The following is a 22757-nucleotide window of genomic DNA, read 5'->3' on the forward strand; positions in this document are numbered from 1 at the left end:
ACCCCCGTGCGGGCCGGCGCGTGAGCGCCCCCCGGCGGGTGCGGATCACCAGCCCGCAGACCAGGATCGCGCTGGCCCGCCGCCACCGCCCGGCCCAGCACCTGCTGCCCCCGACGATCCAGGGCCCCGACGACCGCGACACCACCGAGGCGGTCCGCGCCCTCTTCGCCGACCAGCGACGGCAGGCCGCCCGCACCCTCGCCCTGCTGGGCGCCGTGCTCTTCGGGCTCAGCGGGCTGCTGGCCGCCGCCCCCGCGCTCAGCCGCGTCACGCTGGTCGGCGTCCCGCTCTCCTGGCTGCTGCTGATGGGCGGCAGCTACCCCGTGCTGCTGGCCATCGCCGTCCGCCACGTCCGCCGCGCCGAGCGCCTGGAGCGCGCCAGCGCCCCGGGCACGGGGACGGGGACGGAGCGCGCGCCGTGATCGGACTGCTCTCCATCGGACTGCTCTTCGTGGTCAGCGTCGCCATCGGCGTCTACGGGGTGCGGGCCGCGCGGACCACCCCGGACTTCCTCGTCGCCTCCCGCCGGGTCGCGCCCGGCTGGAACGCCATGGCGATCGCCGGCGAGTACGTCTCGGCCGCCTCGGTGCTCGGCCTGGCCGGGCTGATGCTGAAGAACGGCGTCGGCACCCTCTGGTACGCGGTCGGCTTCACGGCCGGCTATGTCGCCGTCGCCGCCCTGGTCGCCGGGCCGATGCGGCGCTCGGGCGCCTACACCGTGCCGGACTTCGCCGACTACCGGCTGGGCTCGGAGCGGATCAGGAAGCTCTGCGCGGTGATCGTCCTGGTGATCATGTGGCTCTATCTGGTGCCCCAGTTCAAGGGCGCCGGCATGGTGCTGCACGCGGTCAGCGGCACCCCGTACTGGGTGGGCGTGGTGCTGGCCGGGCTGGTGGTGAGCGTCTCCATCGCGGCCGGTGGGATGCGTTCCGCGACCTATGTGCAGGCGTTCCACTACGGCGTGAAGCTGCTGTTCATCGCGGTGCCCGCGCTCTTCCTCGTGGCCCACGCGGGGGCGGGGGCGCGCGCCGACGCGCTGCGCTTCGACGTCTCGGACGACTGGGCCCGGCCGCTGCTGGACCTGGAGAGCTCGGGGGCGCCGCTGCTGGCGACCTGGTCGGTGCTGCTGGCGACGACGCTCGGCGCGGTCGGGCTGCCGCACGTGATCATGCGCTTCCACACCAGCCCGACCGCCATGGCCGCCCGCCGGGTCGCGGTCGGGGTGATCGTGCTGCTCGGCGTCTTCTACCTCTTCCCCGCCGTCTACGGGCTGCTGGGCCGGGTCTTCACGCCCGAGCTGGTCAACGGCGGCGACACCGACATGGTGACCGTGGTGCTGCCGGGCGCGATCGTCCCCGGGGTCTGGGGCTCCGTGCTGACCGCGGTGGTCGCCGCCGGGGCGTTCGCCGCGTTCCTCTCCACCTCGTCCGGGCTGCTGATGGCGCTGGCCGGCGGGCTCTCGCACGACCTGTCCCGCGCCACCGTGCCCCGGCTGCGCTGGGCCGTCGCCGCCGGGGCCGCCGTGGCCGTCGGGCTCTCGCTGCCGGCGCGCAGCGTCGACATCAACGTGGCGGTCGGCTGGGCGTTCGCCGTCGCGGCCTCGACGTTCTGCCCGCTGCTGGTGCTGGGCATCTGGTGGCGCGGGCTGACCACGGCCGGCGCCGCCGCCGGGCTGGCCACCGGGGTGAGCGCGGCCACCGGGGCCGCGCTGGCCTCGGTGCTGACCGACGGGGGCCCGGGGTGGCTGACCGTGCTGCTGGCCCAACCGGCGGCCTGGACCGTCCCGTTGGCGTTCGCGGTCATGATCGTGGTATCGCTGCGCGGTACCGTGCCCGAGTGGGCGGAACGCGCGGTGCTGCGGCTGCACCTGCCGGGTTGACCGCCGGGCGGCGCGCGCGGCCGGGGAGGCGGGCTGCGCCGCAGGTGGGGGATACCGCCCGATTGGCGGGGGCGCGGTCTGCTATGGCACACTGACCAGGTTGCTCGGTAGACGGCCGATGCCGCGCGCCTCCCGCCGGGAGGACTGGAAGCGAGTCTCACTGTATTCGTCATCCCATAGATGCCCTGGTCAACGGGGCAGGGATGGAAATACCGAGATCTTCCGGGAAGCGTGAGCGGGGCCCGACACCAGGCACCCGGTGGATTACTTCCCCCCACTCCTCCCAGAGGAAACCCCTGCGGTGAATTCTGAGAACGAGTACGACACGCCCGACCGCGTGGGTCGGGGTCGCCCAGGGGGGTGAGCCGGGTTCCAGAGCGTTGACGAAGAGAACAGGACTACGAAGTAGCCATGGCGGGACAGAAGATCCGCATCCGGCTCAAGGCCTACGACCACGAGGTCATCGACAACTCGGCGAAGAAGATCGTCGAGACGGTGACCCGCACGGGTGCGTCGGTCGCGGGCCCGGTGCCGCTGCCCACTGAGAAGAACGTGTACTGCGTCATCAAGTCGCCGCACAAGTACAAGGACTCGCGCGAGCACTTCGAGATGCGCACCCACAAGCGGCTGATCGACATCCTCGACCCGACCCCCAAGACCGTTGACTCGCTGATGCGCCTGGACCTGCCGGCCGGCGTCGACATCGAGATCAAGCTCTGAGAGGCCGGTAGAGATGACCAAGCAGATCAAGGGCGTCCTGGGCGAGAAGCTCGGCATGACCCAGGTCTGGGACGAGAACAACCGTGTCGTCCCCGTGACCGTGGTCAAGGCCGGGCCCTGCGTCGTCACCCAGGTCCGTACCAACGACAGGGACGGCTACGAGGCCGTCCAGATCGCCTTCGGTGAGATCGACCCGCGCAAGGTGAACCGCCCCCTCAAGGGCCACTTCGCCAAGGCCGAGGTCACCCCGCGCCGCCACCTGGTCGAGCTGCGGACCGCCGACGCCGCCGAGTACACCCTGGGCCAGGAAGTCACGGCCGAGGCGTTCGAGTCCGGCGTCAAGGTCGACGTGACCGGCACCACCAAGGGCAAGGGCTTCGCCGGTGTGATGAAGCGCCACGGCTTCGGCGGCCTCGGCGCCTCGCACGGCACCCAGCGCAAGCACCGCTCGCCGGGCTCCATCGGCGGCTGCGCCACCCCGGGCCGGGTCTTCAAGGGCCTCCGGATGGCCGGTCGGATGGGCAACGAGCGCGTCACCACCCAGAACCTGACCGTCCACGCCGTGGACGCGGAGAAGGGCCTGCTCCTCATCAAGGGCGCGGTGCCCGGTCCCAACGGCGGCCTCGTCCTGGTCCGTTCCGCGGCCAAGGGGGCCTGAGGTTAATCATGAGTACCCCAAAGAGCATCGTCATCCTCTCGCCCGCGGGTGAGGAGGCCGGCACCGTCGAGCTTCCGGCGGAGATCTTCGACGCCCGGGTCAGCGTTCCGCTGATCCACCAGGTCGTCGTCGCGCAGCTGGCCGCCGCCCGCCAGGGCACGCACAAGACCAAGACCCGTGGCGAGGTCCGCGGTGGCGGCAAGAAGCCGTACCGCCAGAAGGGCACCGGCCGTGCCCGCCAGGGCTCGGTCCGCGCGCCGCAGTTCGCCGGCGGTGGCGTCGTCCACGGCCCCGTGCCGCGTGACTACAGCCAGCGCACCCCGAAGAAGATGAAGGCCGCCGCCCTGCGCGGTGCCCTCACCGACCGGGCGCGCCACGACCGCGTGCACGTGGTCACCGGCGTGGTGGACGGCGACGTCTCCACCAAGGCCGCGAAGACCCTGCTCGGCAAGATCAGCGACCGCAAGAAGGTCCTGCTGGTCGCCGACCGCGCGGACAACGCCTCCTGGCTCTCGGCGCGCAACCTGCCCCAGGTGCACATCATCGACCCGGGCCAGCTGAACACGTACGACGTGGTCGACTCCGACGACGTGGTGTTCACCAAGGCCGCCTTCGACCGCTTCGTGGCCGGCCGCGCCTCCGGCGCCGTGGCGCTCGACAAGCCCGAAGGGAGCGACGCCTGATGAGTGAGGCGAACGTCGCCGAGTTCTCCAGCAAGGAGTTCTCCACCCCGCACGACATCCTGGTCAAGCCGGTCGTGTCGGAGAAGAGCTACGCGCTGCTCGACGAGAACAAGTACACCTTCATCGTCGACCCCCGGGCCAACAAGACCCAGATCAAGCAGGCCGTCCAGGCCGTCTTCGCGGTCAAGGTCGTCGGGGTCAACACGATCAACCGGCAGGGCAAGCGCAAGCGCACCCGCACCGGTTACGGCCGTCGCGCCAGCACCAAGCGCGCGATCGTGACCCTTGCTGAGGGCGACAGCATCGACATCTTCGGCGGCCCGGTCTCCTGACGGGGACCTGCCGTCCGATACCGGACGAGGACTAAGAAATGGGAATCCGCAAGTACAAGCCGACGACCCCGGGCCGTCGTGGCTCCAGCGTCGCCGACTTCGTCGAGATCACGCGGTCCACGCCGGAGAAGTCGCTGGTCCGCCCGCTGCACAGCAAGGGTGGCCGGGACAACGCCGGACGCGTCGCGGTGCGCCACCAGGGTGGTGGCCACAAGCGCGCCTACCGCGTCATCGACTTCCGTCGGCACGACAAGGACGGTGTGCCGGCCAAGGTCGCGCACATCGAGTACGACCCGAACCGCACCGCCCGCATCGCGCTGCTGCACTACGCGGACGGCGAGAAGCGGTACATCATCGCGCCGGCCCACCTGAAGCAGGGTGACCGCGTGGAGAACGGCGCCGGCGCCGACATCAAGCCCGGCAACAACCTCCCGCTGCGCCACATCCCGGTCGGTACGGTCATCCACGCCATCGAGCTCCAGCCCGGCGGCGGCGCCAAGTTCGCCCGCTCCGCCGGTGCCTCGGTGCAGCTGCTGGCGAAGGAGGGCCGCATGGCCCACCTGAGGATGCCCTCCGGCGAGATCCGGCTGGTCGACGTCCGCTGCCGCGCCACCGTCGGCGAGGTCGGCAACGCCGAGCAGTCCAACATCAACTGGGGCAAGGCCGGCCGGATGCGCTGGAAGGGCGTTCGGCCCAGCGTGCGCGGTGTCGTGATGAACCCCGTCGACCACCCCCACGGTGGTGGCGAGGGCCGGACCTCGGGTGGTCGCCACCCGGTCTCGCCCTGGGGCAAGAAGGAGGGCCGTACGCGCTCGCCGAAGAAGGCCAGCAACAAGTACATCGTCCGCCGCCGCAAGACGAACAAGAAGCGCTAGGGAGCAGGTCGATGCCGCGCAGTCTCAAGAAGGGGCCCTTCGTCGACGACCACCTGATCAAGAAGGTGGACGCGCAGAACGAAGCCGGTACCAAGAACGTCATCAAGACCTGGTCTCGTCGCTCGATGATCGTCCCGGCGATGCTGGGCCACACGATCGCCGTGCACGACGGCCGCAAGCACGTGCCGGTGTTCGTCTCCGAGTCGATGGTGGGCCACAAGCTCGGCGAGTTCGCGCCGACCCGCACCTTCCGTGGGCACGTGAAGGACGACCGCAAGTCGCGTCGGCGCTGAGCGGGGTTTGTGAATCATGACGAACTCCCCTACCAAGACCGAAGGGACGACCATGGAAGCCAGGGCCCAGGCGCGGTACATCCGTGTCACGCCCATGAAGGCCCGCCGTGTGGTGGACCTGATCCGTGGCCTTGACGCCACGGAGGCGCAGGCGGTCCTGCGGTTCGCCCCGCAGGCCGCCACCGTGCCGGTGGGCAAGGTGCTGGACAGTGCCATCGCCAACGCCGTGCACAACCACAACCACCCGGACGCCGAGACCCTGTACGTCAAAGAGGCGTACGTCGACGAGGGCCCCACGCTGAAGCGGTTCCGGCCGCGCGCGCAGGGACGCGCGTACCGGATTCGCAAGCGGACCAGCCACATCACCGTGGTCCTCGGCAGCAAGGAAGGAACCCGGTAATGGGCCAGAAGGTAAACCCGCACGGGTTCCGGCTCGGCGTCACGACCGACTTCAAGTCGCGCTGGTACGCCGACAAGCTGTACAAGGACTACGTCAAGGAAGACGTCGCGATCCGCAGGATGCTCACGCAGGGCATGGAGCGGGCCGGCATCTCCAAGGTGGAGATCGAGCGCACCCGTGACCGGGTCCGCGTCGACGTCCACACCGCCAGGCCCGGCATCGTGATCGGCCGCCGGGGCGCCGAGGCCGACCGTCTCCGGGGCAACCTGGAGAAGCTGACCGGCAAGCAGATCCAGTTCAACATCCTCGAGGTGAAGAACCCGGAGCTGGACGCCCAGCTGGTGGCCCAGGCCGTCGCGGAGCAGCTGTCCTCCCGCGTCTCCTTCCGTCGTGCGATGCGCAAGTCGATGCAGAGCACGATGAAGGCGGGCGCCAAGGGCATCAAGATCCAGTGCGGTGGCCGGCTCGGCGGGGCTGAGATGTCCCGTTCCGAGTTCTACCGCGAGGGTCGCGTCCCGCTGCACACGCTGCGCGCCAACGTGGACTACGGCTTCTTCGAGGCCCGCACCACCTTCGGCCGCATCGGCGTCAAGGTGTGGATCTACAAGGGCGACGTGAAGAACATCGCCGAGGTGCGCGCCGAGAACGCCGCCGCCCGGGCGGGCAACCGTCCCGCGCGCGGTGGTGGCGCCGGCGGCGACCGTCCGGCCCGTGGCCGTGGCGAGCGCGGAGGCCGTGGCCGCAGGCCGCAGCAGCAGAGCGCTCCCTCGACCGAGGCCCCCAAGTCCGAAGCTGCCGCGGCCGCTCCGGCCTCCGAGGGCGCCGGCGGCTCCACCCAGTCGACCGGCTCTGCCGGAGGGGAGAGCTGACCCATGCTGATCCCTCGCAAGGTCAAGTACCGTAAGCAGCACCACCCCAAGCGCCGCGGCGCCGCCAAGGGCGGTACCGAGGTCTCCTTCGGCGAGTACGGCATCCAGGCCGTCACCGGTGCGTACGTCACCAACCGGCAGATCGAGGCCGCTCGTATCTCGATGACCCGGCACATCAAGCGTGGCGGCAAGGTCTGGATCAACATCTACCCGGACCGCCCGCTGACCAAGAAGCCGGCCGAGACCCGCATGGGTTCCGGTAAGGGCTCGCCCGAGTGGTGGGTGGCCAACGTCAAGCCCGGACGCGTGATGTTCGAGCTGTCGTTCCCGAACGAGAAGATTGCCCGTGAGGCGCTCACCCGCGCCGCGCACAAGCTTCCGATGAAGTGCCGGATCGTCCGGCGCGAGGCAGGTGAGGCGTGATGGCAGCCGGTACCAAGACCTCCGAGCTGCGCGAGCTGAACAACCAGGAGCTGGTTGAGAAGCTGCGTGAGGCGAAGGAGGAGCTGTTCAGGCTCCGCTTCCAGGCGGCCACCGGACAGTTGGAGAACAACAGCCGGCTGAAGGCCGTCCGCAAGGACATCGCCCGGGTCTACACCCTGATGCGCGAGCGTGAGCTGGGCATCGAGTCGGTGGAGCCGGTCGAGGCCGAGGCGGTGGAGAACGCCTGATGAGTGAGAAGACTGTGACTGAGACGACGACCGAGCGCGGCCGGCGGAAGACCCGCGAGGGCCTGGTGGTCAGCGACAAGATGGACAAGACCGTCGTCGTCGCTGTCGAGGACCGGGTCAAGCACGCCCTGTACGGCAAGATCATCCGCCGTACCAGCCGCCTGAAGGCCCACGACGAGCAGAATGCGGCTGGCGTTGGCGACCGCGTTCTTCTGATGGAGACCCGTCCGCTGTCCGCGACCAAGCGCTGGCGCGTCGTGGAGATTCTGGAGAAGGCGAAGTAACCCATGATCCAGCAGGAGTCGCGACTGCGCGTCGCCGACAACACGGGTGCGAAGGAGATCCTCTGCATCCGCGTGCTCGGTGGCTCTGGACGCCGCTACGCGGGCATCGGTGACGTCATCGTCGCCACCGTCAAGGACGCGATCCCCGGTGGCAACGTGAAGAAGGGTGACGTCGTCAAGGCGGTCATCGTGCGCGCCGTCAAGGAGCGCCGCCGCCCGGACGGCTCGTACATCCGCTTCGACGAGAACGCCGCCGTCGTCCTCAAGAACGACGGTGACCCCCGGGGTACCCGCATCTTCGGCCCGGTCGGGCGTGAGCTGCGCGAGAAGAAGTTCATGAAGATCATCTCACTCGCCCCCGAGGTGCTGTAACCGATGAAGATCAAGAAGGGCGACCTGGTTCAGGTCATCACCGGCAAGGACAAGGGCAAGCAGGGCAAGGTCATCGTGGCCTTCCCCCGCGAGGACCGCGTCCTGGTCGAGGGTGTCAACCGGGTCAAGAAGCACACCAAGGCCGGTACGACGGCGCGTGGTTCCAAGACCGGTGGGATCATCACCACCGAGGCCCCCGTCCATGTCAGCAATGTTCAGCTGGTCGTGGAGCAGGACGGCAAGAAGGTCACCACCCGGGTCGGCTACCGGTTCGACGAGGACGGCACCAAGATCCGCGTCGCGCGCCGGACCGGTGAGGACATCTGATGACCACTGCCACCAGCACCGCACCGCGCTTCAAGACGCGGTACCGCGAAGAGATCATCGGCAAGCTGCGTGACGAGTACGCCTACGGCAACGTCATGCAGGTGCCGGGCCTGACCAAGATCGTGGTCAACATGGGTGTGGGCGACGCCGCCCGCGACTCCAAGCTGATCGAGGGCGCCGTGCGCGACCTCGCCACGATCACCGGCCAGAAGCCGACCGTGACCAAGGCCCGCAAGTCGATCGCGCAGTTCAAGCTGCGCGAGGGTCAGCCGATCGGTGCGCATGTGACGCTCCGCGGCGACCGGATGTGGGAGTTCCTCGACCGTCTGCTGTCGCTGGCGCTGCCGCGGATCCGTGACTTCCGCGGCCTGTCGCCCAAGCAGTTCGACGGGCGCGGCAACTACACCTTCGGCCTGACCGAGCAGGTCATGTTCCATGAGATCGACCCCGACCGGATCGACCGGGTTCGCGGCATGGACATCACCGTGGTCACCACGGCCCAGACCGATGACGAGGGTCGCAGCCTGCTGCGTCACCTCGGATTCCCGTTCAAGGAAGCCTGAGGCGTCGCACGATGGCTGAGTATCGAAACAAGGAGGCGTGAGCGTGGCGAAGAAGGCTCTGATCGCCAAGGCCGCCCGCAAGCCCAAGTTCTCGGTGCGTGGGTACACCCGCTGCCAGCGCTGCGGCCGGCCGCACTCGGTGTACCGGAAGTTCGGCCTGTGCCGCGTGTGCCTGCGTGAGATGGCGCACCGCGGCGAGCTGCCGGGCGTCACCAAGAGTTCCTGGTAACAACGACTACGCCGTAGGTCCGGTGGGCTCCCCGACTCCTGGGGAGCCTGCGGAAACCCCGGCGAGAGAGGCCCAAGGCCGTTTCATGACCATGACCGACCCGATCGCAGACATGCTGACCCGTCTGCGTAACGCGAACTCGGCTTACCACGACACCGTGGTGATGCCGCACAGCAAGCTGAAGTCGCACATCGCGGAGATCCTCCAGCAGGAGGGCTACATCACCGGCTGGAAGACCGAGGACGCCCAGGTGGGCACCAGCCTCGTTCTGGAGCTGAAGTACGGCCCGAACCGCGAGCGTTCGATCGCTGGCATCAAGCGCATCTCCAAGCCGGGGCTGCGGGTCTACGCCAAGTCCACCGCGCTGCCGCGCGTGCTTGGCGGCCTGGGCGTGGCGATCATCTCCACGTCGAACGGCCTGCTGACCGACAAGCAGGCTCAGAAGAAGAACGTGGGCGGGGAAGTCCTCGCCTACGTCTGGTGACGGAAGGGAACGGAGGACAGCCATGTCACGTATTGGCAAGATGCCCATCCAGGTTCCCGCCGGCGTGGACGTCACCATCGACGGCGCCACGGTCGCGGTGAAGGGCCCCAAGGGCAACCTGTCGCAGGCCATCGCCGCGCCGATCGAGGTGGCCAAGGGCGAGGACGGTCTGATCGTCGTCTCCCGGCCCAACGACGAGAACCGCAATCGCGCGCTGCACGGTCTCTCGCGCACCCTGGTGGCCAACATGATCACCGGTGTGACCGAGGGGTACGTCAAGAAGCTCGAAATCAGCGGAGTTGGCTACCGCGTCCAGGCGAAGGGCTCCAACCTGGAGTTCTCGCTCGGCTACAGCCACCCGATCCTGGTGGAGCCCCCGGAGGGAATCGCCTTCAAGGTCGAGTCGCCCACCCGCTTCAGCGTCGAGGGCATCGACAAGCAGAAGGTCGGCGAGGTCGCGGCGAAGATCCGCAAGCTGCGGAAGCCCGACCCGTACAAGGCCAAGGGCGTGAAGTACGAGGGCGAAGTCATCCGCCGCAAGGTCGGAAAGGCTGGTAAGTAGCCATGGCATACGGTGTCAAGATCGCCAAGGGCGACGCCCGCAAGCGGGTGGCGACCAAGCGGCGGCACATCCGCATCCGCAAGAAGATCTTGGGCACGCCCGAGCGCCCGCGTCTGGTGGTGACCCGGTCGAACCGCCACATGGTGGCGCAGATCGTGGACGACTCCGCCGGTCACACGGTCGCCTCGGCCTCGTCGCTCGACGTCTCCATCCGTGGCGTCGACGGCGCCAAGAGCGACAAGGCCAAGCAGGTCGGCGCCCTGGTCGCCGAGCGGGCCAAGGCCGCCGGTGTGGAGAGCGTCGTGTTCGACCGCGGTGGCAACAAGTACGCCGGCCGGGTGGCGGCGTTGGCCGATGCCGCCCGCGAGGCCGGGCTCAAGTTCTGAGCCGGTCCCGTCCGAAGATTCGAGAGAGGTAATTCCAATGGCTGGACCCCAGCGTCGCGGTGGCGGCGCCGGTGGCGAGCGGCGGGATCGTAAGGGTCGGGACGGTGGCTCGGCCGCCGAGAAGACCGCGTACGTCGAGCGCGTCGTCGCGATCAACCGCGTCGCCAAGGTAGTTCAGGGTGGTCGTCGCTTCAGCTTCACCGCGTTGGTCGTGGTGGGCGACGGCGACGGCACCGTCGGTGTCGGCTACGGCAAGGCCAAGGAGGTGCCGGCCGCCATCGCCAAGGGCGTGGAGGCCGCGAAGAAGCACTTCTTCAAGGTCCCCCGCATCCAGGGCACGATTCCCCACCCGATCAAGGGTGAGGAGGCGGCCGGGATGGTGCTGCTGAAGCCGGCTTCGCCCGGTACCGGTGTGATCGCCGGTGGCCCGGTGCGCGCCGTGCTGGAGTGCGCCGGCATCCACGACGTGCTCAGCAAGTCGCTCGGTTCGTCGAACCCGATCAACATCGTGCACGCCACGGTGGCCGCCCTGCGCGGTCTCCAGCGTCCCGAGGAGATCGCGGCCCGCCGCGGTCTGCCCCTCGAAGACGTGGCGCCGGCCGCCCTGCTGCGTGCCCGCGCCGGGGTGGGTGCGTGATGGCGCAGCTGAAGATCACCCAGGTCAGGTCCCGCATCGGGACCAAGCAGAACCACCGCGAGACGCTGCGTTCCCTCGGGCTGCGGCGGATCAACGACGTGGTGGTCAAGGAGGACCGGCCGGAGATCCGTGGCATGGCCAAGACCGTGCGGCATCTGGTGACGGTCGAGGAGGTGGACTGAGATGGCGGATCTCGCCAAGGGAAACGCGTCGGACGGCCCGCTGAAGCTGCACGACCTCAGGCCGGCCCCCGGCGCCAAGAAGTCCAAGGTCCGTGTGGGTCGCGGTGAGGCGTCGAAGGGCAAGACCGCGGGTCGCGGCACCAAGGGCACCAAGGCCCGTTACCAGGTGCGCGCCGGCTTCGAGGGTGGGCAACTCCCGCTGATCCAGCGGCTGCCCAAGCTCAAGGGCTTCAAGAACCCCGCCCACAAGAACTTCCAGGTCGTCAACGTCGAGCGCCTCGCTTCCCTCTTTCCGGAGGGTGGCGAGGTGACCAAGGCGGACCTGGTCGCCAAGGGCGCGGTGCGGAAGAACGAGCTCGTGAAGGTGCTGGGCAGCGGCGAGATCTCGGTGGCGCTGACGGTGACGGTTGACGCCGTCTCCGCCTCCGCCAAGGAGAAGATCACCGCGGCCGGTGGCTCCGTGACCGAGTTGTCCTGAAAGCCGGTGGAACTTCGGCCGGTTAGCTGAGTGACCGGGGATGCCTGTCAGCGGGCATCCCCGGTCAGTCGTTCCGGCCGGGCCCATCCGCCGGTAAGGTGGCGGTCGTTGTGTCGCCGCCTGACCTGAACTGTCATATCCGTTGGACTTCAAGACCCTAACCTCCCGCGTGGCCGCAGGGGGGTGCAGGAGGAGCCGTGCTCACCGCGTTCGCCCGGGCGTTCCAAACGCCTGATCTGCGTAAAAAGCTGCTCTTCACCCTGGGCATCGTCGTGGTGTTCCGCCTGGGCCAGCACGTACCGGTGCCGGGGGTCAGCTTCCAGAACGTCGATCAATGTGTGAAAGAGGCCGAAGCGGGCGCCGGTTCAGGGCTGTTCGGCCTCGTCAACATGTTCAGCGGCGGCGCGCTGCTGCAACTCACCATCTTCGCCCTGGGGATCATGCCGTACATCACGGCGAGCATCATCCTCCAGCTGCTGGTGGTGGTGATCCCGAGGCTGGAGGCCCTGAAGAAGGAGGGCCAGTCCGGGCAGGCGAAGATCACCCAGTACACCCGGTATCTGACGATCGCCCTCGCGGTGCTCCAGGCCACCGGCCTGGTCGCGACCGCGCGCAGTGGCACCCTGTTCCCGCAGTGCACGGTGGCCAACGACATCATCCCGGACGACTCGATCTTCACCACGCTGGTGATGGTCGTCGCGCTGACCTCGGCCACCGCCCTCATCATGTGGATGGGTGAGCTGATCACCGACCGGGGCATCGGCAACGGCATGTCCATGCTGATGTTCGTCTCGATCGCCGCGGGCTTCCCCGCCTCGCTGTGGCAGATCAAGCAGCAGGGCACCCTGGCCGGCGGCTGGATCGAGTTCGGCACCGTCGTCGCCTGCGGTCTGGCCATGGTGGGCCTGGTCGTCTTCGTCGAGCTGGCCCAGCGCCGCATCCCGGTGCAGTACGCCAAGCGGATGATCGGTCGCCGCTCCTACGGCGGTACCTCGACCTACATCCCGCTCAAGGTCAACCAGGCCGGCGTCATCCCCGTGATCTTCGCCTCGTCGCTGCTCTACATCCCGCAGCTGCTCGTGCAGTTCGCCGGGAACGACTCCGGCGGCTGGACGGACTGGGTGCAGCGGTACTTCACGGGCGGTGACCACCCGTACTACATCATCACGTACTTCCTGCTGATCGTCTTCTTCGCCTTCTTCTACGTGGCCATCACCTTCAACCCTGAAGACGTGGCCGAGAACATGAAGAAGTATGGTGGTTTCATCCCGGGTATTCGGGCGGGCCGGCCTACGGTCGAATATCTGAGCTATGTGCTGAACAGGATCACCTGGCCTGGTTCGCTGTACCTCGGCCTGATCGCCCTGGTGCCCACGTTGGCTCTGATCATGTTCGACGCGCAGCAGGACTTCCCGTTCGGCGGCACCTCGATCCTGATCATCGTGGGTGTCGGCCTGGAGACCGTTCGTCAGATCGAGAGCCAGCTCCACCAGCGAAATTACGAAGGGTTCCTCCGCTGATGCGCATCGTCCTCGTCGGTCCGCCGGGCGCGGGCAAGGGCACTCAGGCCGCACTCCTGGCCGAGCAGCTCTCCATCCCGCACATCTCCACCGGCAATCTCTTCCGGGCCAACATCAGCGAGGGCACCGAGCTGGGGCGGCGGGTCGAGTCCATTCTCCGGGAGGGTGGGCTCGTCCCCGACGAGCTGACCATCGCCATGGCCGCGGAGCGGATGGCGCAGGAGGACGCCCAGGGGGGCTTCCTGCTGGACGGCTTCCCGCGGAACATCGGCCAGGCGAAGGCGCTCGACGCCTCCCTGGCCGAGGCGGGGCAGAAGCTCGACGCGGTGCTGGACCTGGAGGTCCCCGAGGACGAGGTGGTCAAGCGGATCGCCGGCCGCCGGATGTGCCGCCGGGACAGCGCCCACGTCTTCCACGTCGAGTACAACCCGCCGCGGCGGGAGGGCGTCTGCGACGTCTGCGGCGGCGAGCTGTACCAGCGGGACGACGACCGGGCCGAGACGGTCCGCAAGCGGCTGGCGGTCTACCACGAGGAGACCGAGCCGATCATCGACTACTACCGTGCGCAGGGCCTGGTCTCCACGATCTCGGCCCTCGCCCCGGTGCCCGAGGTGACCCGGCGGGCCCTGGCGGTGCTGCCCGGCCTCGGCTGAGTCGGCGCCCACGGGTGACCGCCGGCCCGGGCGCCGGCTGACCGCCGGCCCGAGGCCGGCGTGGGAAAGGAACCTTCCGATGGTGGAGATCAAGACCCCGGAGCAGATCGCCCGGATGCGGGCCGCGGGTCTGGTGGTGGCCGAGATGCACCGCAGGTGTGCCGAGGCCGCCGTCCCGGGCGCCACCACCGCCGATCTGGACCGGGTGGCGGCGCGGACGCTGGCCGACCACGGTGCCAAGCCGAACTTCCTGGGCTACGGCGGCTTCACCGGCAACATCTGCACCTCGGTCAACGACGTGGTGGTGCACGGCATCCCCGACGAGAAGACGGTGCTGAAGGACGGCGACCTGCTCTCCATCGACGCCGGCGCCATCGTCGACGGCTGGCACGCGGACGCCGCGATCACCATCTTCGTCGGCGGCGACGCCGACACCGAGCGGCCGGCCCGGCTGACCGCGCTCAACAAGGTGACCGAGGACTCCCTCTGGGCCGGGATCGCCGCGATGCGCAAGGGCAACCGGCTGGTCGACGTCTCCCGCGCCATCGAGAGCCACATCCGCCGCCAGCCGCAGCCGGCCAGCGGCAAGTACGGCATCGTCGAGGGCTACGGCGGGCACGGCATCGGCAGCGAGATGCACATGGACCCGCACCTGTTGAACTACGTGGACCGCCGGCGCGGGCGCGGCCCGAAGCTGGTTCCGGGCTTCTGCCTGGCGATCGAGCCGATGCTGACCCTGGGCACCCCCAAGACGCATGTGCTGGCCGACGAGTGGACGGTCAAGTCCAACGACGGCACCTGGGCCTCGCACTGGGAGCACTCGGTGGCGCTCACCGAGGAGGGCCCCCTGGTGCTGACGGCCGTGGACGGCGGCCGGGCCCGGCTGGCGGCGCTGGGCGTGACGGCCGCTCCCGATCCCTTGGCATAATGATCTCTTCCCTGGGGAATGGATCATCGATTCGTCTTTTCGGGTGGGGCGTCGTAGACTGACACGTCGGTCCTGGCGCACCCGTCTGCCCAGGGCCATCCAGGTAGCCGATCCCGGAAGGTGAAGCGCTCAAGCATGGCCAAAAAACAAGGGGCCATCGAGATCGAGGGCACGGTCGTCGAGTCTCTCCCGAACGCGATGTTCAAGGTGGAGCTCCAGAACGGTCACCAGGTCCTCGCGCACATCAGCGGCAAGATGCGGATGCACTACATCCGTATTCTTCCCGACGACCGGGTCGTGGTGGAGCTGTCTCCCTACGACCTGACCCGCGGGCGGATCGTCTACCGCTACAAGTAGAACTCAAGAGTCAGATCGAGACCCGGAGAGCCTCAGTCCATGAAGGTCAGGCCGAGCGTCAAGAAGATCTGCGACAAGTGCAAGGTGATCCGCCGCCACGGGCGCGTCATGGTCATCTGCGAGAACCTGCGCCACAAGCAGCGCCAGGGCTGACGCACCGCACGACCCCGCAGCTTCGCCGCGACGCGAGCGACAACAAGAGACGCAGACACCCGACCCCTCGCTCAGCGCGGGGACGACACCCCCGGTCGGAGGCCGGGGACCCGGCTCGTAAGCCCTTCGAGTCTTACGGGAACGGTGCTGCGGAAGACCTCCGAGCAAACATCAGGAGCCACATACATGGCACGCCTCGCAGGCGTTGACCTCCCGCGCGACAAGCGCATCGAGGTCGCCCTCACCTATGTCTTCGGCATCGGCCGGACCCTTGCCAAGGAGACCCTGGCCAACACGGGCGTCAGCCCGGACACCCGCGTGCGCGACCTTGCCGAGGAGGACCTCGTCAAGCTCCGCGAGTACGTGGACAACAACCTCCAGACCGAGGGTGACCTCCGCCGGGAGATCCAGGCCGACATCCGGCGCAAGGTCGAGATCCAGTGCTACGAGGGGCTGCGTCACCGCCGCGGCCTGCCCGTGCACGGGCAGCGGACCAGGACCAACGCCCGCACCCGCAAGGGCCCGCGTCGCGCGATCGCCGGCAAGAAGAAGCCGGGCAAGAAGTAGTCCGCCAGGACGTAGACCACCGGTCCGTCACTGGCAGGACCGACCACCTCCACGGGAGTGAGACACCTCTATGCCTCCAAAGGGCCGTACGGCCGGCGCCAAGAAGGTGCGCCGGAAGGAAAAGAAGAACGTCGCCCACGGGCACGCTCACATCAAGAGCACGTTCAACAACACGATCGTCTCGATCACCGACCCGACCGGGAACGTGATCTCCTGGGCCTCCGCAGGCCACGTGGGCTTCAAGGGCTCGCGTAAGTCCACGCCGTTCGCCGCCCAGATGGCCGCGGAGAACGCCGCTCGCCGCGCGCAGGAGCACGGGATGCGCAAGGTGGACGTCTTCGTGAAGGGCCCCGGCTCCGGCCGGGAGACCGCGATCCGTTCGCTCCAGGCCACCGGCCTCGAGGTCGGGTCCATCCAGGACGTCACCCCCACCCCGCACAACGGCTGCCGCCCGCCCAAGCGCCGCCGCGTCTGAGCCAGCAGAAGTAGGAGACACCAAGACAATGGCGCGTTACACCGGGGCCGACTGCAAGCGTTGCCGTCGGGAGAAGCAGAAGCTCTTCCTCAAGGGAGCTAAGTGCGAGAGCGCGAAGTGCCCGATCGAGATCCGTCCTTACCCCCCGGGTGAGCACGGACGCGGGCGCACCAAGGACAGCGAGTACCTGCTGCAGAAGCGCGAGAAGCAGAAGTGCGCGCGCATCTACGGCATCCTGGAGAAGCAGTTCCGGGGGTACTACAACGAGGCCAACCGCCAGTCCGGCAAGACGGGTGAGAACCTGCTCCGCATCCTGGAGTCCCGTCTCGACAACGTGGTCTACCGCGCGGGCTTCGCCAAGTCCCGCGACCACGCACGTCAGCTGGTCCGGCACGGCCACATCCTGCTGAACGGCCGCAAGACCGACATCCCCTCCGCGCGCGTGTCGCCCAGCGACATCGTCGAGGTGCGGGAGTCCTCGCGGGAGCTGACCCCGTTCCAGGTCGCGCAGGCCGAGGCCGGCGACAAGACCGTTCCGGCGTGGCTGGAGGCGGTGCCCGCGCGGCTCCGCATCCTGGTCCACTCGCTGCCCGAGCGCCAGGTGATCGACACCCAGGTGCAGGAGCAGCTGATCGTCGAGCTGTACTCGAAGTAACCCGGGCGGCTCGGAGTCACACGGGTAACACCGGTCGTCGCCGGGTGGGCCAGCTCACCCGGCGACGACCGTACCCTTGGGGGGAGACCCCCGTTCTTTCGCACACATCGTCTGGCTCGGCATCAAATAGCGGGTGCCGAAGACTGGAGTTCACCTCATGCTGATCGCTCAGCGTCCCTCCCTGACCGAAGAGGTCGTGGACGAGTTCCGTTCCCGGTTCGTCATCGAGCCGCTGGAGCCGGGCTTCGGCTACACCCTCGGCAACTCCCTGCGGCGCACGCTGCTCTCCTCGATCCCCGGTGCCGCCGTCACCAGCATCCGGATCGACGGGGTCCTGCACGAGTTCACCACCGTGCCGGGGGTCAAGGAGGACGTGACCGACCTGATCCTCAACATCAAGCAGCTCGTGGTCTCCTCCGAGCACGACGAGCCCGTGGTGATGTACCTGCGCAAGCAGGGCCCCGGCCTGGTGACCGCCGCCGACATCGCGCCGCCGGCCGGTGTCGAGGTGCACAACCCGGACCTGGTGCTCGCCACGCTGAACAACAAGGGCAAGCTGGAGATGGAGCTGACCGTCGAGCGCGGTCGCGGCTATGTCTCCGCGGTGCAGAACAAGCAGGTCGGTCAGGAGATCGGCCGCATCCCGGTGGACTCCATCTACAGCCCGGTGCTCAAGGTCACCTACAAGGTGGAGGCGACCCGAGTCGAGCAGCGGACCGACTTCGACAAGCTGATCGTCGACGTCGAGACCAAGGAGTCCATGCGGCCCAGGGACGCCATGGCGTCGGCCGGCAAGACCCTGGTCGAGCTGTTCGGCCTGGCCCGCGAGCTGAACGTCGACGCCGAGGGCATCGACATGGGCCCGTCCCCGACGGACGCGGCGCTCGCCGCCGACCTGGCGCTGCCGATCGAGGAGCTGGAGCTGACCGTCCGCTCCTACAACTGCCTCAAGCGCGAGGGCATCCACTCCGTCGGCGAGCTGGTCGCCCGTTCCGAGGCGGACCTGCTGGACATCCGGAACTTCGGCGCCAAGTCGATCGACGAGGTCAAGGCGAAGCTGGCCGGCATGGGCCTGGCCCTGAAGGACAGCCCGCCCGGATTCGACCCGACCACGGCCGCCGACGCGTTCGGCGCCGAGGACGAGGGCGACACCGGTTTCGCGGAGACCGAGCAGTACTGAGCGTGCCGGGGCGGAACGCGACCGCCCCGGACCGCCGTTGACTTCCGGGGCACCCGCCCCGGGCGACCTGACACCGGTACCTGACACGGCCGGTGCAGAGATGACAGGAGAGAGTCATGCCTCAGCCCACCAAGGGCCGCAGGCTGGGCGGCAGCCCCGCCCACGAGCGCCTCATGCTGGCGAACCTCGCCACCTCGCTCTTCGAGCACGGCCGCATCACCACCACGGTGGCCAAGGCCCGTCGGCTGCGGCCGGTGGCCGAGCGGCTGATCACCAAGGCGAAGAAGGGCGACCTGCACAACCGTCGCCAGGTGATGCAGACCATCCGGGACAAGAGCGTGGTCCACACCCTCTTCACCGAGATCGGTCCCCGGTACGAGAACCGTCCCGGCGGTTACACCCGGATCACCAAGATCGGCCCGCGCCGCGGCGACAACGCGCCCATGGCCGTGATCGAGCTGGTCGAGGCGCTGACCGTGCAGCAGAACGCGGTGGGCGAGGCCGAGGGCGCCACCCGGCGCGCGGCCAAGGAGCGGGAGACCGCCGCCGAGCAGCCGGCCGCGACCGAGGCCGCCGAGGCCGAGGCCAAGGACGAGCAGGCCGAGGAGAAGGCCGAGGAGAAGAAGGAGGACTGAGTCCTTTCGACTCGGTCTCTCGTTTCCCGAGGTTCCTGGTTTGACCGGTTTGACTGGTTCGACGGGCCCGCACCCGCCCCGGGTGCGGGCCCGTCGGCGTTGAGGAGGCGTCGTGAGCGTGGAGCCCGAGTCGGGACGGGTGCGGGTGCGCCTCGATCTGGCGTACGACGGGCGGGACTTCTCCGGCTGGGCGCGGCAGCGCGGCAGGCGCACCGTGCAGGAGGAGCTGGAGGACGCGCTGCGGGTGGTGACACGGGCCGAGCGGCCGTGGGAGCTGACCGTGGCCGGGCGGACGGACGCCGGTGTGCACGCGCGCGGGCAGGTGGCCCACGTGGACCTGCCGGCCGAGGTCTGGGACGAGCAGCGGGAACGGCTGCTGCGGCGGCTGGCCGGGCGGCTGCCGCACGACGTGCGGGTCTGGCGGGTGTCCGAGGCGCCCGCCCACTTCGACGCGCGCTTCTCGGCGCTGTGGCGGCGCTACGCGTACCGGGTCAGCGACCACCCGGGCGGCGTCGACCCGCTGCGGCGCGGGCATGTGCTGTGGCACAACTGGCCGCTGGACGTGGCGGCGATGAACGAGGCGTCGGCGCGGCTGCTCGGCGAGCACGACTTCGCGGCGTACTGCCGGCGGCGGGAGGGCGCGACGACCATCCGGCGGCTGCTGACCCTGGACTGGACCCGGGGGGCGGACGGCGTGATCGAGGGAACGGTGCGGGCCGACGCGTTCTGCCACAACATGGTGCGGGCGCTGGTCGGGGCGCTGCTGTTCGTCGGGGACGGCCACCGGCCGCCGGAGTGGCCGGCGCGGGTGCTGGCCGGGGGGGTGCGGGACTCGGCGGTGCACGTGGTCAGGCCGCACGGGCTGACGCTGGAGGAGGTCGCCTACCCGGAGGACGGGCTGCTGGCCGACCGCAACCGGGAGGCGCGGACGCTGCGCACGCTGGGGTCTTGACGGGGGCGGCTGCTCGCCCGCCGGGGACCCTCTCGCCGCCGTCCTCGCCCCGGTGGGTGGTTGCTCGCGCAGTTCCCCGCGCCCCTTGTGTGGGTTGGCGTTCGCCGTGGGGTGCGGGTTTCTTCGCCGGCGGGGTCGGGCCCCGTCAGGGGCGCGGGGAACTGCGCGGTGCGTCCGTGGCGGGGGTCGGTCGACGACGGTTCTGGTCGGCTCGGGTGGGGTGTCGTCCTCGCCCCGGTGTGTGGTTGCTCGCGCAGTTCCCCGCGCCCCTTGTGTGGGTTGGCGTTCGCCGTGGGGTGCGGGTTTCTTCGCCGGCGGGGTCGGGCCCCGTCAGGGGCGCGGGGAACCGCGCGGTGCGTCCGTGGCGGGGGTCGGTCGACGACGGTTCTGGCCGGCCCGGGTGGGGTGTCGTCCGCGCGCCGGCGCGAGTGCTGGGTGGCGGGGTGCGGGCGGCTGCGGTGCCGCACCGGCCAGGTGGTTCGCCGGAGGCTACTCCTGAGCGCGGCGGCGTTCCTCGACGATGGCGCTGGCGGACGCGGACGCCTGGGCCTCGCCGCGCTTGATGATCTGCGCGAACGCGTGGTCGTTGCCGTCCCGTGCCGCCTGCTGGGCGGCCGTGCCGTCGCCGCTGTCGGGGCTGCCGTCCGTGTTGCCCGCGATGGTCAGATAGACGTAGCGGCCGACCTGGTTGCGGGTGGTGCGGCAGCCGCCGCTGTCGCAGAGGGAGCCGGCGTCGCCGCCCTGGAGCGCCTGGAGCTGGCCGGTGAGCCCCTCCGTGCCGTGCAGGCCGGCGGCGGCCTCCTCGCTGGGCAACTGGGCGACGCCGACGGTGACGGCGACGCCGCCGCCCGCGTAGGTGGCGCGCAGCAGGCCGGTGCAGCCGGCGTCGGCCAGCGCCGAGGCGACCGCGCCCGAGGCCAGCGAGGCGCAGTCCTCGCTGCCGTCGCTGTCGACCAGCGCGTAGGAGCGGTCCTCGGCCTCCAGCGGGTCCTCGCCGAAGAAGTCGCCGGCCTGGAACGGCGCGACGTCCTTCTCCGGGTCGCTGATGAACTCGCGGGCCGAGGGCACCGGCGGCAGCGTGGTCTCGGCGAACGTCGGCTCGGCGTCGTCGGACTCGTCGGTGCTCTCCGGCAGGGTCGCCGAGGGTCCCGCCGTGCCGCCGCCGTCGTCGTCACCCTGGCCGACGATGGCGAGGGCCACCACGACGCCGATGACGACGGCGGCGCCCACGCTGGTCCCGATGACCGTCCAGCGCTTCCTGGCGCGCTGCCGGTCCGCGTCGGCGGCCAGCTGGTCCCAGTTCGGCCGCGCGTCTCCCCCGGGAACCCACTGGGGTCCCCCCTGCCCTTGACTCATGGCCCGCAGTTTAGTGGCGCCGCGCTCCGCCCGAGGCGTCGGTGCGTGCCGTTCTGGTAGCCGTGTGGGCACGGATTGGCAACGGGCGACGGCGGCGCGGGGCGCGGGTCCCGGTGGGGGCCGGGGGCTCGTTTTGACCCTTCTGGCGGGGGCGCGGTATTCTGCCTGGTCGATAATGCGTTTGGCTTGCTCGATCTCACGTGAGGGGCCCAGCGCCGGTCCACCAGGACGGTCGCCAGCGGACGGCACCCCGGTTTGCGTCACCGGGAGCCGACGGTTCTGCTGATCGCCGGGTGGCCTTGTCAGGAACCACTCACTGAAAAGCGAAGGCTACGACCCGTGCGTACGTACAGCCCCAAGCCCGGCGACGTCCAGCGTCAGTGGCACGTCATCGACGCCGCCGATGTCGTGCTGGGCCGCCTGGCCTCTCAGGCCGCCACCCTTCTGCGGGGCAAGCACAAGCCGGTGTACGCGCCGCACGTTGACACCGGTGACTTCGTCATCATCGTCAACGCCGACAAGGTGCACCTGTCCGGCAACAAGCGGACCCAGAAGCTCGCCTACCGTCACTCCGGCTACCCGGGCGGTCTCCGCTCGGTGCGCTACGGGGACCTTCTGGAGCAGAACCCCGAGCGCGCCGTCGAGAAGGCCGTGCGCGGGATGCTCCCGAAGAACACCCTGGGCCGTCAGATGCTCTCCAAGCTGAAGGTCTATGCCGGCCCCGAGCACCCGCACGCCGCCCAGCGGCCGGTGCCGTTCGAGATCACCCAGGTCGCGCAGTAGTCCGGCCACACCCTCAGACGAAGAAACATCTCAAGGAGAATCGTGGCCGAGACCACCACCGAGAACCTGGACGCCGAGGTCCCCGAGGTCGAGGAGTACACCACCGAGAGCGCGAGCGAGGACTTCGCCGCCTCCGGCGAGGAGCTGAACGCTCGCTTCGGTGACCCGCTCCCCGGCGCCGGGACCGGCCGCCGCAAGAACGCCATCGCCCGCGTCCGGATCATCCCCGGCAGCGGCAAGTGGCGCATCAACGGTCGCACCCTGGAGGGGTACTTCCCCAACAAGGTGCACCAGCAGTCCGTGAACGAGCCGTTCAAGGTGCTGGAGCTGGACGAGCGCTACGACGTGGTCGCGCGCATCGCCGGCGGCGGCATCTCCGGGCAGGCCGGCGCGCTGCGCCTGGGTGTCGCCCGTGCGCTGAACGAGGCGGACGTGGAGAACAACCGCGGCCCGCTGAAGAAGGCCGGCTTCCTCACCCGTGACGCCCGTGCGGTGGAGCGGAAGAAGGCCGGTCTGAAGAAGGCCCGTAAGGGCACGCAGTACAGCAAGCGGTAATCGCTCGCGGGATTTTGCTCACGCCCCGGCAGCACTTCCGTGCTGCCGGGGCGCCCCCTTTTGTAGGGTCCACAAGGGAATACCGGTCTCGGGGCCGCGTTGGT

The 22757-nt window shown here is 69.4% G+C and carries 37 protein-coding genes; 36 read left to right on the top strand and 1 reads right to left on the bottom strand.

Annotated elements, in window-relative coordinates:
- Positions 1-20 precede the first annotated feature (20 nt).
- From CRP51_RS08260 to truA, 34 genes are all read left to right on the top strand, one after another.
- Positions 21-422, top strand: coding sequence for a hypothetical protein (locus CRP51_RS08260; protein WP_097230387.1), 402 nt, complete (start codon positions 21-23; stop codon positions 420-422).
- Complete coding sequence (locus CRP51_RS08265; RefSeq protein WP_097230388.1) at positions 419-1879, top strand: sodium/solute symporter; 1461 nt, start codon at positions 419-421, stop codon at positions 1877-1879. The genes CRP51_RS08260 and CRP51_RS08265 overlap by 4 nt, the downstream gene beginning before the upstream one ends.
- A gap of 411 nt (positions 1880-2290) precedes the next feature.
- A complete protein-coding gene (gene rpsJ, locus CRP51_RS08270; protein WP_016473429.1) occupies positions 2291-2599 on the top strand; it encodes a 30S ribosomal protein S10 in 309 nt (102 codons plus the stop codon).
- Positions 2600-2612: 13 nt separating this feature from the next.
- The gene (gene rplC / locus CRP51_RS08275; protein WP_097230389.1) at positions 2613-3257 is read left to right on the top strand and encodes a 50S ribosomal protein L3; all 645 of its coding nucleotides are present in this window, start codon (positions 2613-2615) and stop codon (positions 3255-3257) included.
- A gap of 8 nt (positions 3258-3265) precedes the next feature.
- Complete coding sequence (gene rplD, locus CRP51_RS08280) at positions 3266-3940, top strand: 50S ribosomal protein L4 (RefSeq protein WP_097230390.1); 675 nt, start codon at positions 3266-3268, stop codon at positions 3938-3940.
- A complete protein-coding gene (rplW, locus tag CRP51_RS08285; protein WP_097230391.1) occupies positions 3940-4272 on the top strand; it encodes a 50S ribosomal protein L23 in 333 nt (110 codons plus the stop codon). Before rplD ends, rplW begins: the two co-directional genes overlap by 1 nt.
- Positions 4273-4310: 38 nt before the next feature.
- Complete coding sequence (gene rplB, locus CRP51_RS08290; protein ID WP_097230392.1) at positions 4311-5147, top strand: 50S ribosomal protein L2; 837 nt, start codon at positions 4311-4313, stop codon at positions 5145-5147.
- Positions 5148-5158: 11 nt separating this feature from the next.
- A complete protein-coding gene (gene rpsS, locus CRP51_RS08295) occupies positions 5159-5440 on the top strand; it encodes a 30S ribosomal protein S19 (RefSeq protein WP_097230393.1) in 282 nt (93 codons plus the stop codon).
- A gap of 52 nt (positions 5441-5492) precedes the next feature.
- Positions 5493-5840, top strand: a complete 348-nt coding sequence (gene rplV / locus CRP51_RS08300) for a 50S ribosomal protein L22 (protein WP_097230394.1) — start codon at positions 5493-5495, stop codon at positions 5838-5840.
- Positions 5840-6709 (top strand): 30S ribosomal protein S3, encoded by an 870-nt coding sequence (gene rpsC, locus CRP51_RS08305; RefSeq protein ID WP_097230395.1) that lies wholly within the window; start codon positions 5840-5842, stop codon positions 6707-6709. Before rplV ends, rpsC begins: the two co-directional genes overlap by 1 nt.
- A 3-nt stretch (positions 6710-6712) precedes the next feature.
- Complete coding sequence (gene rplP / locus CRP51_RS08310; RefSeq protein ID WP_097230396.1) at positions 6713-7132, top strand: 50S ribosomal protein L16; 420 nt, start codon at positions 6713-6715, stop codon at positions 7130-7132.
- Positions 7132-7380 carry a 50S ribosomal protein L29 gene (gene rpmC / locus CRP51_RS08315; RefSeq protein WP_097230397.1) on the top strand — a complete coding sequence of 83 codons (249 nt, stop codon included), beginning with the start codon at positions 7132-7134 and terminating at the stop codon, positions 7378-7380. Before rplP ends, rpmC begins: the two co-directional genes overlap by 1 nt.
- Positions 7380-7664: a 30S ribosomal protein S17 gene (gene rpsQ, locus CRP51_RS08320; RefSeq protein WP_097230398.1), complete on the top strand. Its 285-nt coding sequence runs from the start codon at positions 7380-7382 to the stop codon at positions 7662-7664. The genes rpmC and rpsQ overlap by 1 nt, the downstream gene beginning before the upstream one ends.
- A 3-nt stretch (positions 7665-7667) precedes the next feature.
- A complete protein-coding gene (rplN, locus tag CRP51_RS08325) occupies positions 7668-8036 on the top strand; it encodes a 50S ribosomal protein L14 (RefSeq protein WP_097230399.1) in 369 nt (122 codons plus the stop codon).
- A 3-nt stretch (positions 8037-8039) separates the two neighbouring features.
- Positions 8040-8363 (top strand): 50S ribosomal protein L24, encoded by a 324-nt coding sequence (gene rplX / locus CRP51_RS08330; RefSeq protein ID WP_097230400.1) that lies wholly within the window; start codon positions 8040-8042, stop codon positions 8361-8363.
- Positions 8363-8926: a 50S ribosomal protein L5 gene (gene rplE / locus CRP51_RS08335; RefSeq protein ID WP_097230401.1), complete on the top strand. Its 564-nt coding sequence runs from the start codon at positions 8363-8365 to the stop codon at positions 8924-8926. The genes rplX and rplE overlap by 1 nt, the downstream gene beginning before the upstream one ends.
- A 43-nt stretch (positions 8927-8969) precedes the next feature.
- On the top strand, positions 8970-9155 hold the full coding sequence (locus CRP51_RS08340) for a type Z 30S ribosomal protein S14 (protein ID WP_097230640.1): 186 nt from the start codon (positions 8970-8972) through the stop codon (positions 9153-9155).
- 85 nt (positions 9156-9240) lie between these two features.
- Positions 9241-9639 carry a 30S ribosomal protein S8 gene (gene rpsH, locus CRP51_RS08345; RefSeq protein ID WP_097230402.1) on the top strand — a complete coding sequence of 133 codons (399 nt, stop codon included), beginning with the start codon at positions 9241-9243 and terminating at the stop codon, positions 9637-9639.
- 22 nt (positions 9640-9661) lie between these two features.
- The gene (rplF, locus tag CRP51_RS08350; RefSeq protein ID WP_097230403.1) at positions 9662-10201 is read left to right on the top strand and encodes a 50S ribosomal protein L6; all 540 of its coding nucleotides are present in this window, start codon (positions 9662-9664) and stop codon (positions 10199-10201) included.
- 2 nt (positions 10202-10203) lie between these two features.
- Positions 10204-10587, top strand: coding sequence for a 50S ribosomal protein L18 (rplR, locus tag CRP51_RS08355; RefSeq protein WP_097230404.1), 384 nt, complete (start codon positions 10204-10206; stop codon positions 10585-10587).
- A 37-nt stretch (positions 10588-10624) separates the two neighbouring features.
- Positions 10625-11224, top strand: a complete 600-nt coding sequence (gene rpsE, locus CRP51_RS08360) for a 30S ribosomal protein S5 (RefSeq protein WP_097230405.1) — start codon at positions 10625-10627, stop codon at positions 11222-11224.
- A complete protein-coding gene (gene rpmD, locus CRP51_RS08365; RefSeq protein WP_097230406.1) occupies positions 11224-11406 on the top strand; it encodes a 50S ribosomal protein L30 in 183 nt (60 codons plus the stop codon). Before rpsE ends, rpmD begins: the two co-directional genes overlap by 1 nt.
- Before the next feature lies 1 nt (position 11407).
- Positions 11408-11884, top strand: coding sequence for a 50S ribosomal protein L15 (gene rplO, locus CRP51_RS08370; protein WP_097230407.1), 477 nt, complete (start codon positions 11408-11410; stop codon positions 11882-11884).
- Between the two features lie 197 nt (positions 11885-12081).
- Positions 12082-13404, top strand: a complete 1323-nt coding sequence (gene secY, locus CRP51_RS08375; RefSeq protein ID WP_097230408.1) for a preprotein translocase subunit SecY — start codon at positions 12082-12084, stop codon at positions 13402-13404.
- Positions 13404-14057, top strand: a complete 654-nt coding sequence (locus CRP51_RS08380) for an adenylate kinase (protein WP_097230409.1) — start codon at positions 13404-13406, stop codon at positions 14055-14057. The genes secY and CRP51_RS08380 overlap by 1 nt, the downstream gene beginning before the upstream one ends.
- A gap of 79 nt (positions 14058-14136) precedes the next feature.
- Entirely contained in the window at positions 14137-14985 is an 849-nt protein-coding gene (map, locus tag CRP51_RS08385) for a type I methionyl aminopeptidase (RefSeq protein ID WP_097230410.1), read from the top strand.
- A gap of 135 nt (positions 14986-15120) precedes the next feature.
- Positions 15121-15342: a translation initiation factor IF-1 gene (gene infA / locus CRP51_RS08390; protein WP_003948620.1), complete on the top strand. Its 222-nt coding sequence runs from the start codon at positions 15121-15123 to the stop codon at positions 15340-15342.
- 39 nt (positions 15343-15381) lie between these two features.
- Positions 15382-15495, top strand: coding sequence for a 50S ribosomal protein L36 (gene rpmJ / locus CRP51_RS08395; RefSeq protein ID WP_049567412.1), 114 nt, complete (start codon positions 15382-15384; stop codon positions 15493-15495).
- A gap of 186 nt (positions 15496-15681) precedes the next feature.
- The gene (gene rpsM / locus CRP51_RS08400) at positions 15682-16062 is read left to right on the top strand and encodes a 30S ribosomal protein S13 (protein ID WP_097230411.1); all 381 of its coding nucleotides are present in this window, start codon (positions 15682-15684) and stop codon (positions 16060-16062) included.
- Positions 16063-16132: 70 nt separating this feature from the next.
- Positions 16133-16537, top strand: a complete 405-nt coding sequence (rpsK, locus tag CRP51_RS08405) for a 30S ribosomal protein S11 (protein WP_016473404.1) — start codon at positions 16133-16135, stop codon at positions 16535-16537.
- Between the two features lie 28 nt (positions 16538-16565).
- Entirely contained in the window at positions 16566-17192 is a 627-nt protein-coding gene (gene rpsD / locus CRP51_RS08410) for a 30S ribosomal protein S4 (protein WP_097230412.1), read from the top strand.
- A gap of 157 nt (positions 17193-17349) precedes the next feature.
- Positions 17350-18372 carry a DNA-directed RNA polymerase subunit alpha gene (locus CRP51_RS08415; RefSeq protein ID WP_097230413.1) on the top strand — a complete coding sequence of 341 codons (1023 nt, stop codon included), beginning with the start codon at positions 17350-17352 and terminating at the stop codon, positions 18370-18372.
- Between the two features lie 116 nt (positions 18373-18488).
- Entirely contained in the window at positions 18489-19007 is a 519-nt protein-coding gene (rplQ, locus tag CRP51_RS08420; RefSeq protein ID WP_097230414.1) for a 50S ribosomal protein L17, read from the top strand.
- Between the two features lie 112 nt (positions 19008-19119).
- Positions 19120-19959 (top strand): tRNA pseudouridine(38-40) synthase TruA, encoded by an 840-nt coding sequence (gene truA, locus CRP51_RS08425; RefSeq protein WP_097230415.1) that lies wholly within the window; start codon positions 19120-19122, stop codon positions 19957-19959.
- Between the two features lie 489 nt (positions 19960-20448).
- Here the strand turns inward: truA and CRP51_RS08430 are convergent, their stop codons facing one another.
- Positions 20449-21315 carry a hypothetical protein gene (locus CRP51_RS08430; RefSeq protein ID WP_141514567.1) on the bottom strand — a complete coding sequence of 289 codons (867 nt, stop codon included), beginning with the start codon at positions 21313-21315 and terminating at the stop codon, positions 20449-20451.
- 339 nt (positions 21316-21654) lie between these two features.
- Here CRP51_RS08430 and rplM point away from each other — a divergent pair, with 339 nt between their 5' ends.
- Together rplM and rpsI are read left to right on the top strand one after the other, a co-directional pair.
- A complete protein-coding gene (gene rplM, locus CRP51_RS08435) occupies positions 21655-22098 on the top strand; it encodes a 50S ribosomal protein L13 (RefSeq protein WP_097230417.1) in 444 nt (147 codons plus the stop codon).
- Between the two features lie 42 nt (positions 22099-22140).
- Positions 22141-22653 carry a 30S ribosomal protein S9 gene (rpsI, locus tag CRP51_RS08440; protein ID WP_097230418.1) on the top strand — a complete coding sequence of 171 codons (513 nt, stop codon included), beginning with the start codon at positions 22141-22143 and terminating at the stop codon, positions 22651-22653.
- Positions 22654-22757: the final 104 nt, after the last annotated feature.

Origin of the sequence: Streptomyces zhaozhouensis (genome assembly GCF_900230195.1) — a bacterium.
Taxonomy (GTDB): domain Bacteria; phylum Actinomycetota; class Actinomycetes; order Streptomycetales; family Streptomycetaceae; genus Streptomyces; species Streptomyces zhaozhouensis.

What these genes read in the sequence shown, in the direction of transcription:
- rpsJ (WP_016473429.1), top strand. Translation starts at nt 2,291, where the DNA reads ATGGCGGGACAGAAGATCCGCATCCGGCTCAAGGCCTACGACCACGAG.
- rplC (WP_097230389.1), top strand. Translation starts at nt 2,613, where the DNA reads ATGACCAAGCAGATCAAGGGCGTCCTGGGCGAGAAGCTCGGCATGACC.
- rplD (WP_097230390.1), top strand. Translation starts at nt 3,266, where the DNA reads ATGAGTACCCCAAAGAGCATCGTCATCCTCTCGCCCGCGGGTGAGGAG.
- rplW (WP_097230391.1), top strand. Translation starts at nt 3,940, where the DNA reads ATGAGTGAGGCGAACGTCGCCGAGTTCTCCAGCAAGGAGTTCTCCACC.
- rplB (WP_097230392.1), top strand. Translation starts at nt 4,311, where the DNA reads ATGGGAATCCGCAAGTACAAGCCGACGACCCCGGGCCGTCGTGGCTCC.
- rpsS (WP_097230393.1), top strand. Translation starts at nt 5,159, where the DNA reads ATGCCGCGCAGTCTCAAGAAGGGGCCCTTCGTCGACGACCACCTGATC.
- rplV (WP_097230394.1), top strand. Translation starts at nt 5,493, where the DNA reads ATGGAAGCCAGGGCCCAGGCGCGGTACATCCGTGTCACGCCCATGAAG.
- rpsC (WP_097230395.1), top strand. Translation starts at nt 5,840, where the DNA reads ATGGGCCAGAAGGTAAACCCGCACGGGTTCCGGCTCGGCGTCACGACC.
- rplP (WP_097230396.1), top strand. Translation starts at nt 6,713, where the DNA reads ATGCTGATCCCTCGCAAGGTCAAGTACCGTAAGCAGCACCACCCCAAG.
- rpmC (WP_097230397.1), top strand. Translation starts at nt 7,132, where the DNA reads ATGGCAGCCGGTACCAAGACCTCCGAGCTGCGCGAGCTGAACAACCAG.
- rpsQ (WP_097230398.1), top strand. Translation starts at nt 7,380, where the DNA reads ATGAGTGAGAAGACTGTGACTGAGACGACGACCGAGCGCGGCCGGCGG.
- rplN (WP_097230399.1), top strand. Translation starts at nt 7,668, where the DNA reads ATGATCCAGCAGGAGTCGCGACTGCGCGTCGCCGACAACACGGGTGCG.
- rplX (WP_097230400.1), top strand. Translation starts at nt 8,040, where the DNA reads ATGAAGATCAAGAAGGGCGACCTGGTTCAGGTCATCACCGGCAAGGAC.
- rplE (WP_097230401.1), top strand. Translation starts at nt 8,363, where the DNA reads ATGACCACTGCCACCAGCACCGCACCGCGCTTCAAGACGCGGTACCGC.
- rpsH (WP_097230402.1), top strand. Translation starts at nt 9,241, where the DNA reads ATGACCATGACCGACCCGATCGCAGACATGCTGACCCGTCTGCGTAAC.
- rplF (WP_097230403.1), top strand. Translation starts at nt 9,662, where the DNA reads ATGTCACGTATTGGCAAGATGCCCATCCAGGTTCCCGCCGGCGTGGAC.
- rplR (WP_097230404.1), top strand. Translation starts at nt 10,204, where the DNA reads ATGGCATACGGTGTCAAGATCGCCAAGGGCGACGCCCGCAAGCGGGTG.
- rpsE (WP_097230405.1), top strand. Translation starts at nt 10,625, where the DNA reads ATGGCTGGACCCCAGCGTCGCGGTGGCGGCGCCGGTGGCGAGCGGCGG.
- rpmD (WP_097230406.1), top strand. Translation starts at nt 11,224, where the DNA reads ATGGCGCAGCTGAAGATCACCCAGGTCAGGTCCCGCATCGGGACCAAG.
- rplO (WP_097230407.1), top strand. Translation starts at nt 11,408, where the DNA reads ATGGCGGATCTCGCCAAGGGAAACGCGTCGGACGGCCCGCTGAAGCTG.
- CRP51_RS08380 (WP_097230409.1), top strand. Translation starts at nt 13,404, where the DNA reads ATGCGCATCGTCCTCGTCGGTCCGCCGGGCGCGGGCAAGGGCACTCAG.
- map (WP_097230410.1), top strand. Translation starts at nt 14,137, where the DNA reads ATGGTGGAGATCAAGACCCCGGAGCAGATCGCCCGGATGCGGGCCGCG.
- infA (WP_003948620.1), top strand. Translation starts at nt 15,121, where the DNA reads ATGGCCAAAAAACAAGGGGCCATCGAGATCGAGGGCACGGTCGTCGAG.
- rpmJ (WP_049567412.1), top strand. Translation starts at nt 15,382, where the DNA reads ATGAAGGTCAGGCCGAGCGTCAAGAAGATCTGCGACAAGTGCAAGGTG.
- rpsM (WP_097230411.1), top strand. Translation starts at nt 15,682, where the DNA reads ATGGCACGCCTCGCAGGCGTTGACCTCCCGCGCGACAAGCGCATCGAG.
- rpsK (WP_016473404.1), top strand. Translation starts at nt 16,133, where the DNA reads ATGCCTCCAAAGGGCCGTACGGCCGGCGCCAAGAAGGTGCGCCGGAAG.
- rpsD (WP_097230412.1), top strand. Translation starts at nt 16,566, where the DNA reads ATGGCGCGTTACACCGGGGCCGACTGCAAGCGTTGCCGTCGGGAGAAG.
- CRP51_RS08415 (WP_097230413.1), top strand. Translation starts at nt 17,350, where the DNA reads ATGCTGATCGCTCAGCGTCCCTCCCTGACCGAAGAGGTCGTGGACGAG.
- rplQ (WP_097230414.1), top strand. Translation starts at nt 18,489, where the DNA reads ATGCCTCAGCCCACCAAGGGCCGCAGGCTGGGCGGCAGCCCCGCCCAC.
- CRP51_RS08430 (WP_141514567.1), bottom strand. Translation starts at nt 21,315, where the DNA reads ATGAGTCAAGGGCAGGGGGGACCCCAGTGGGTTCCCGGGGGAGACGCG.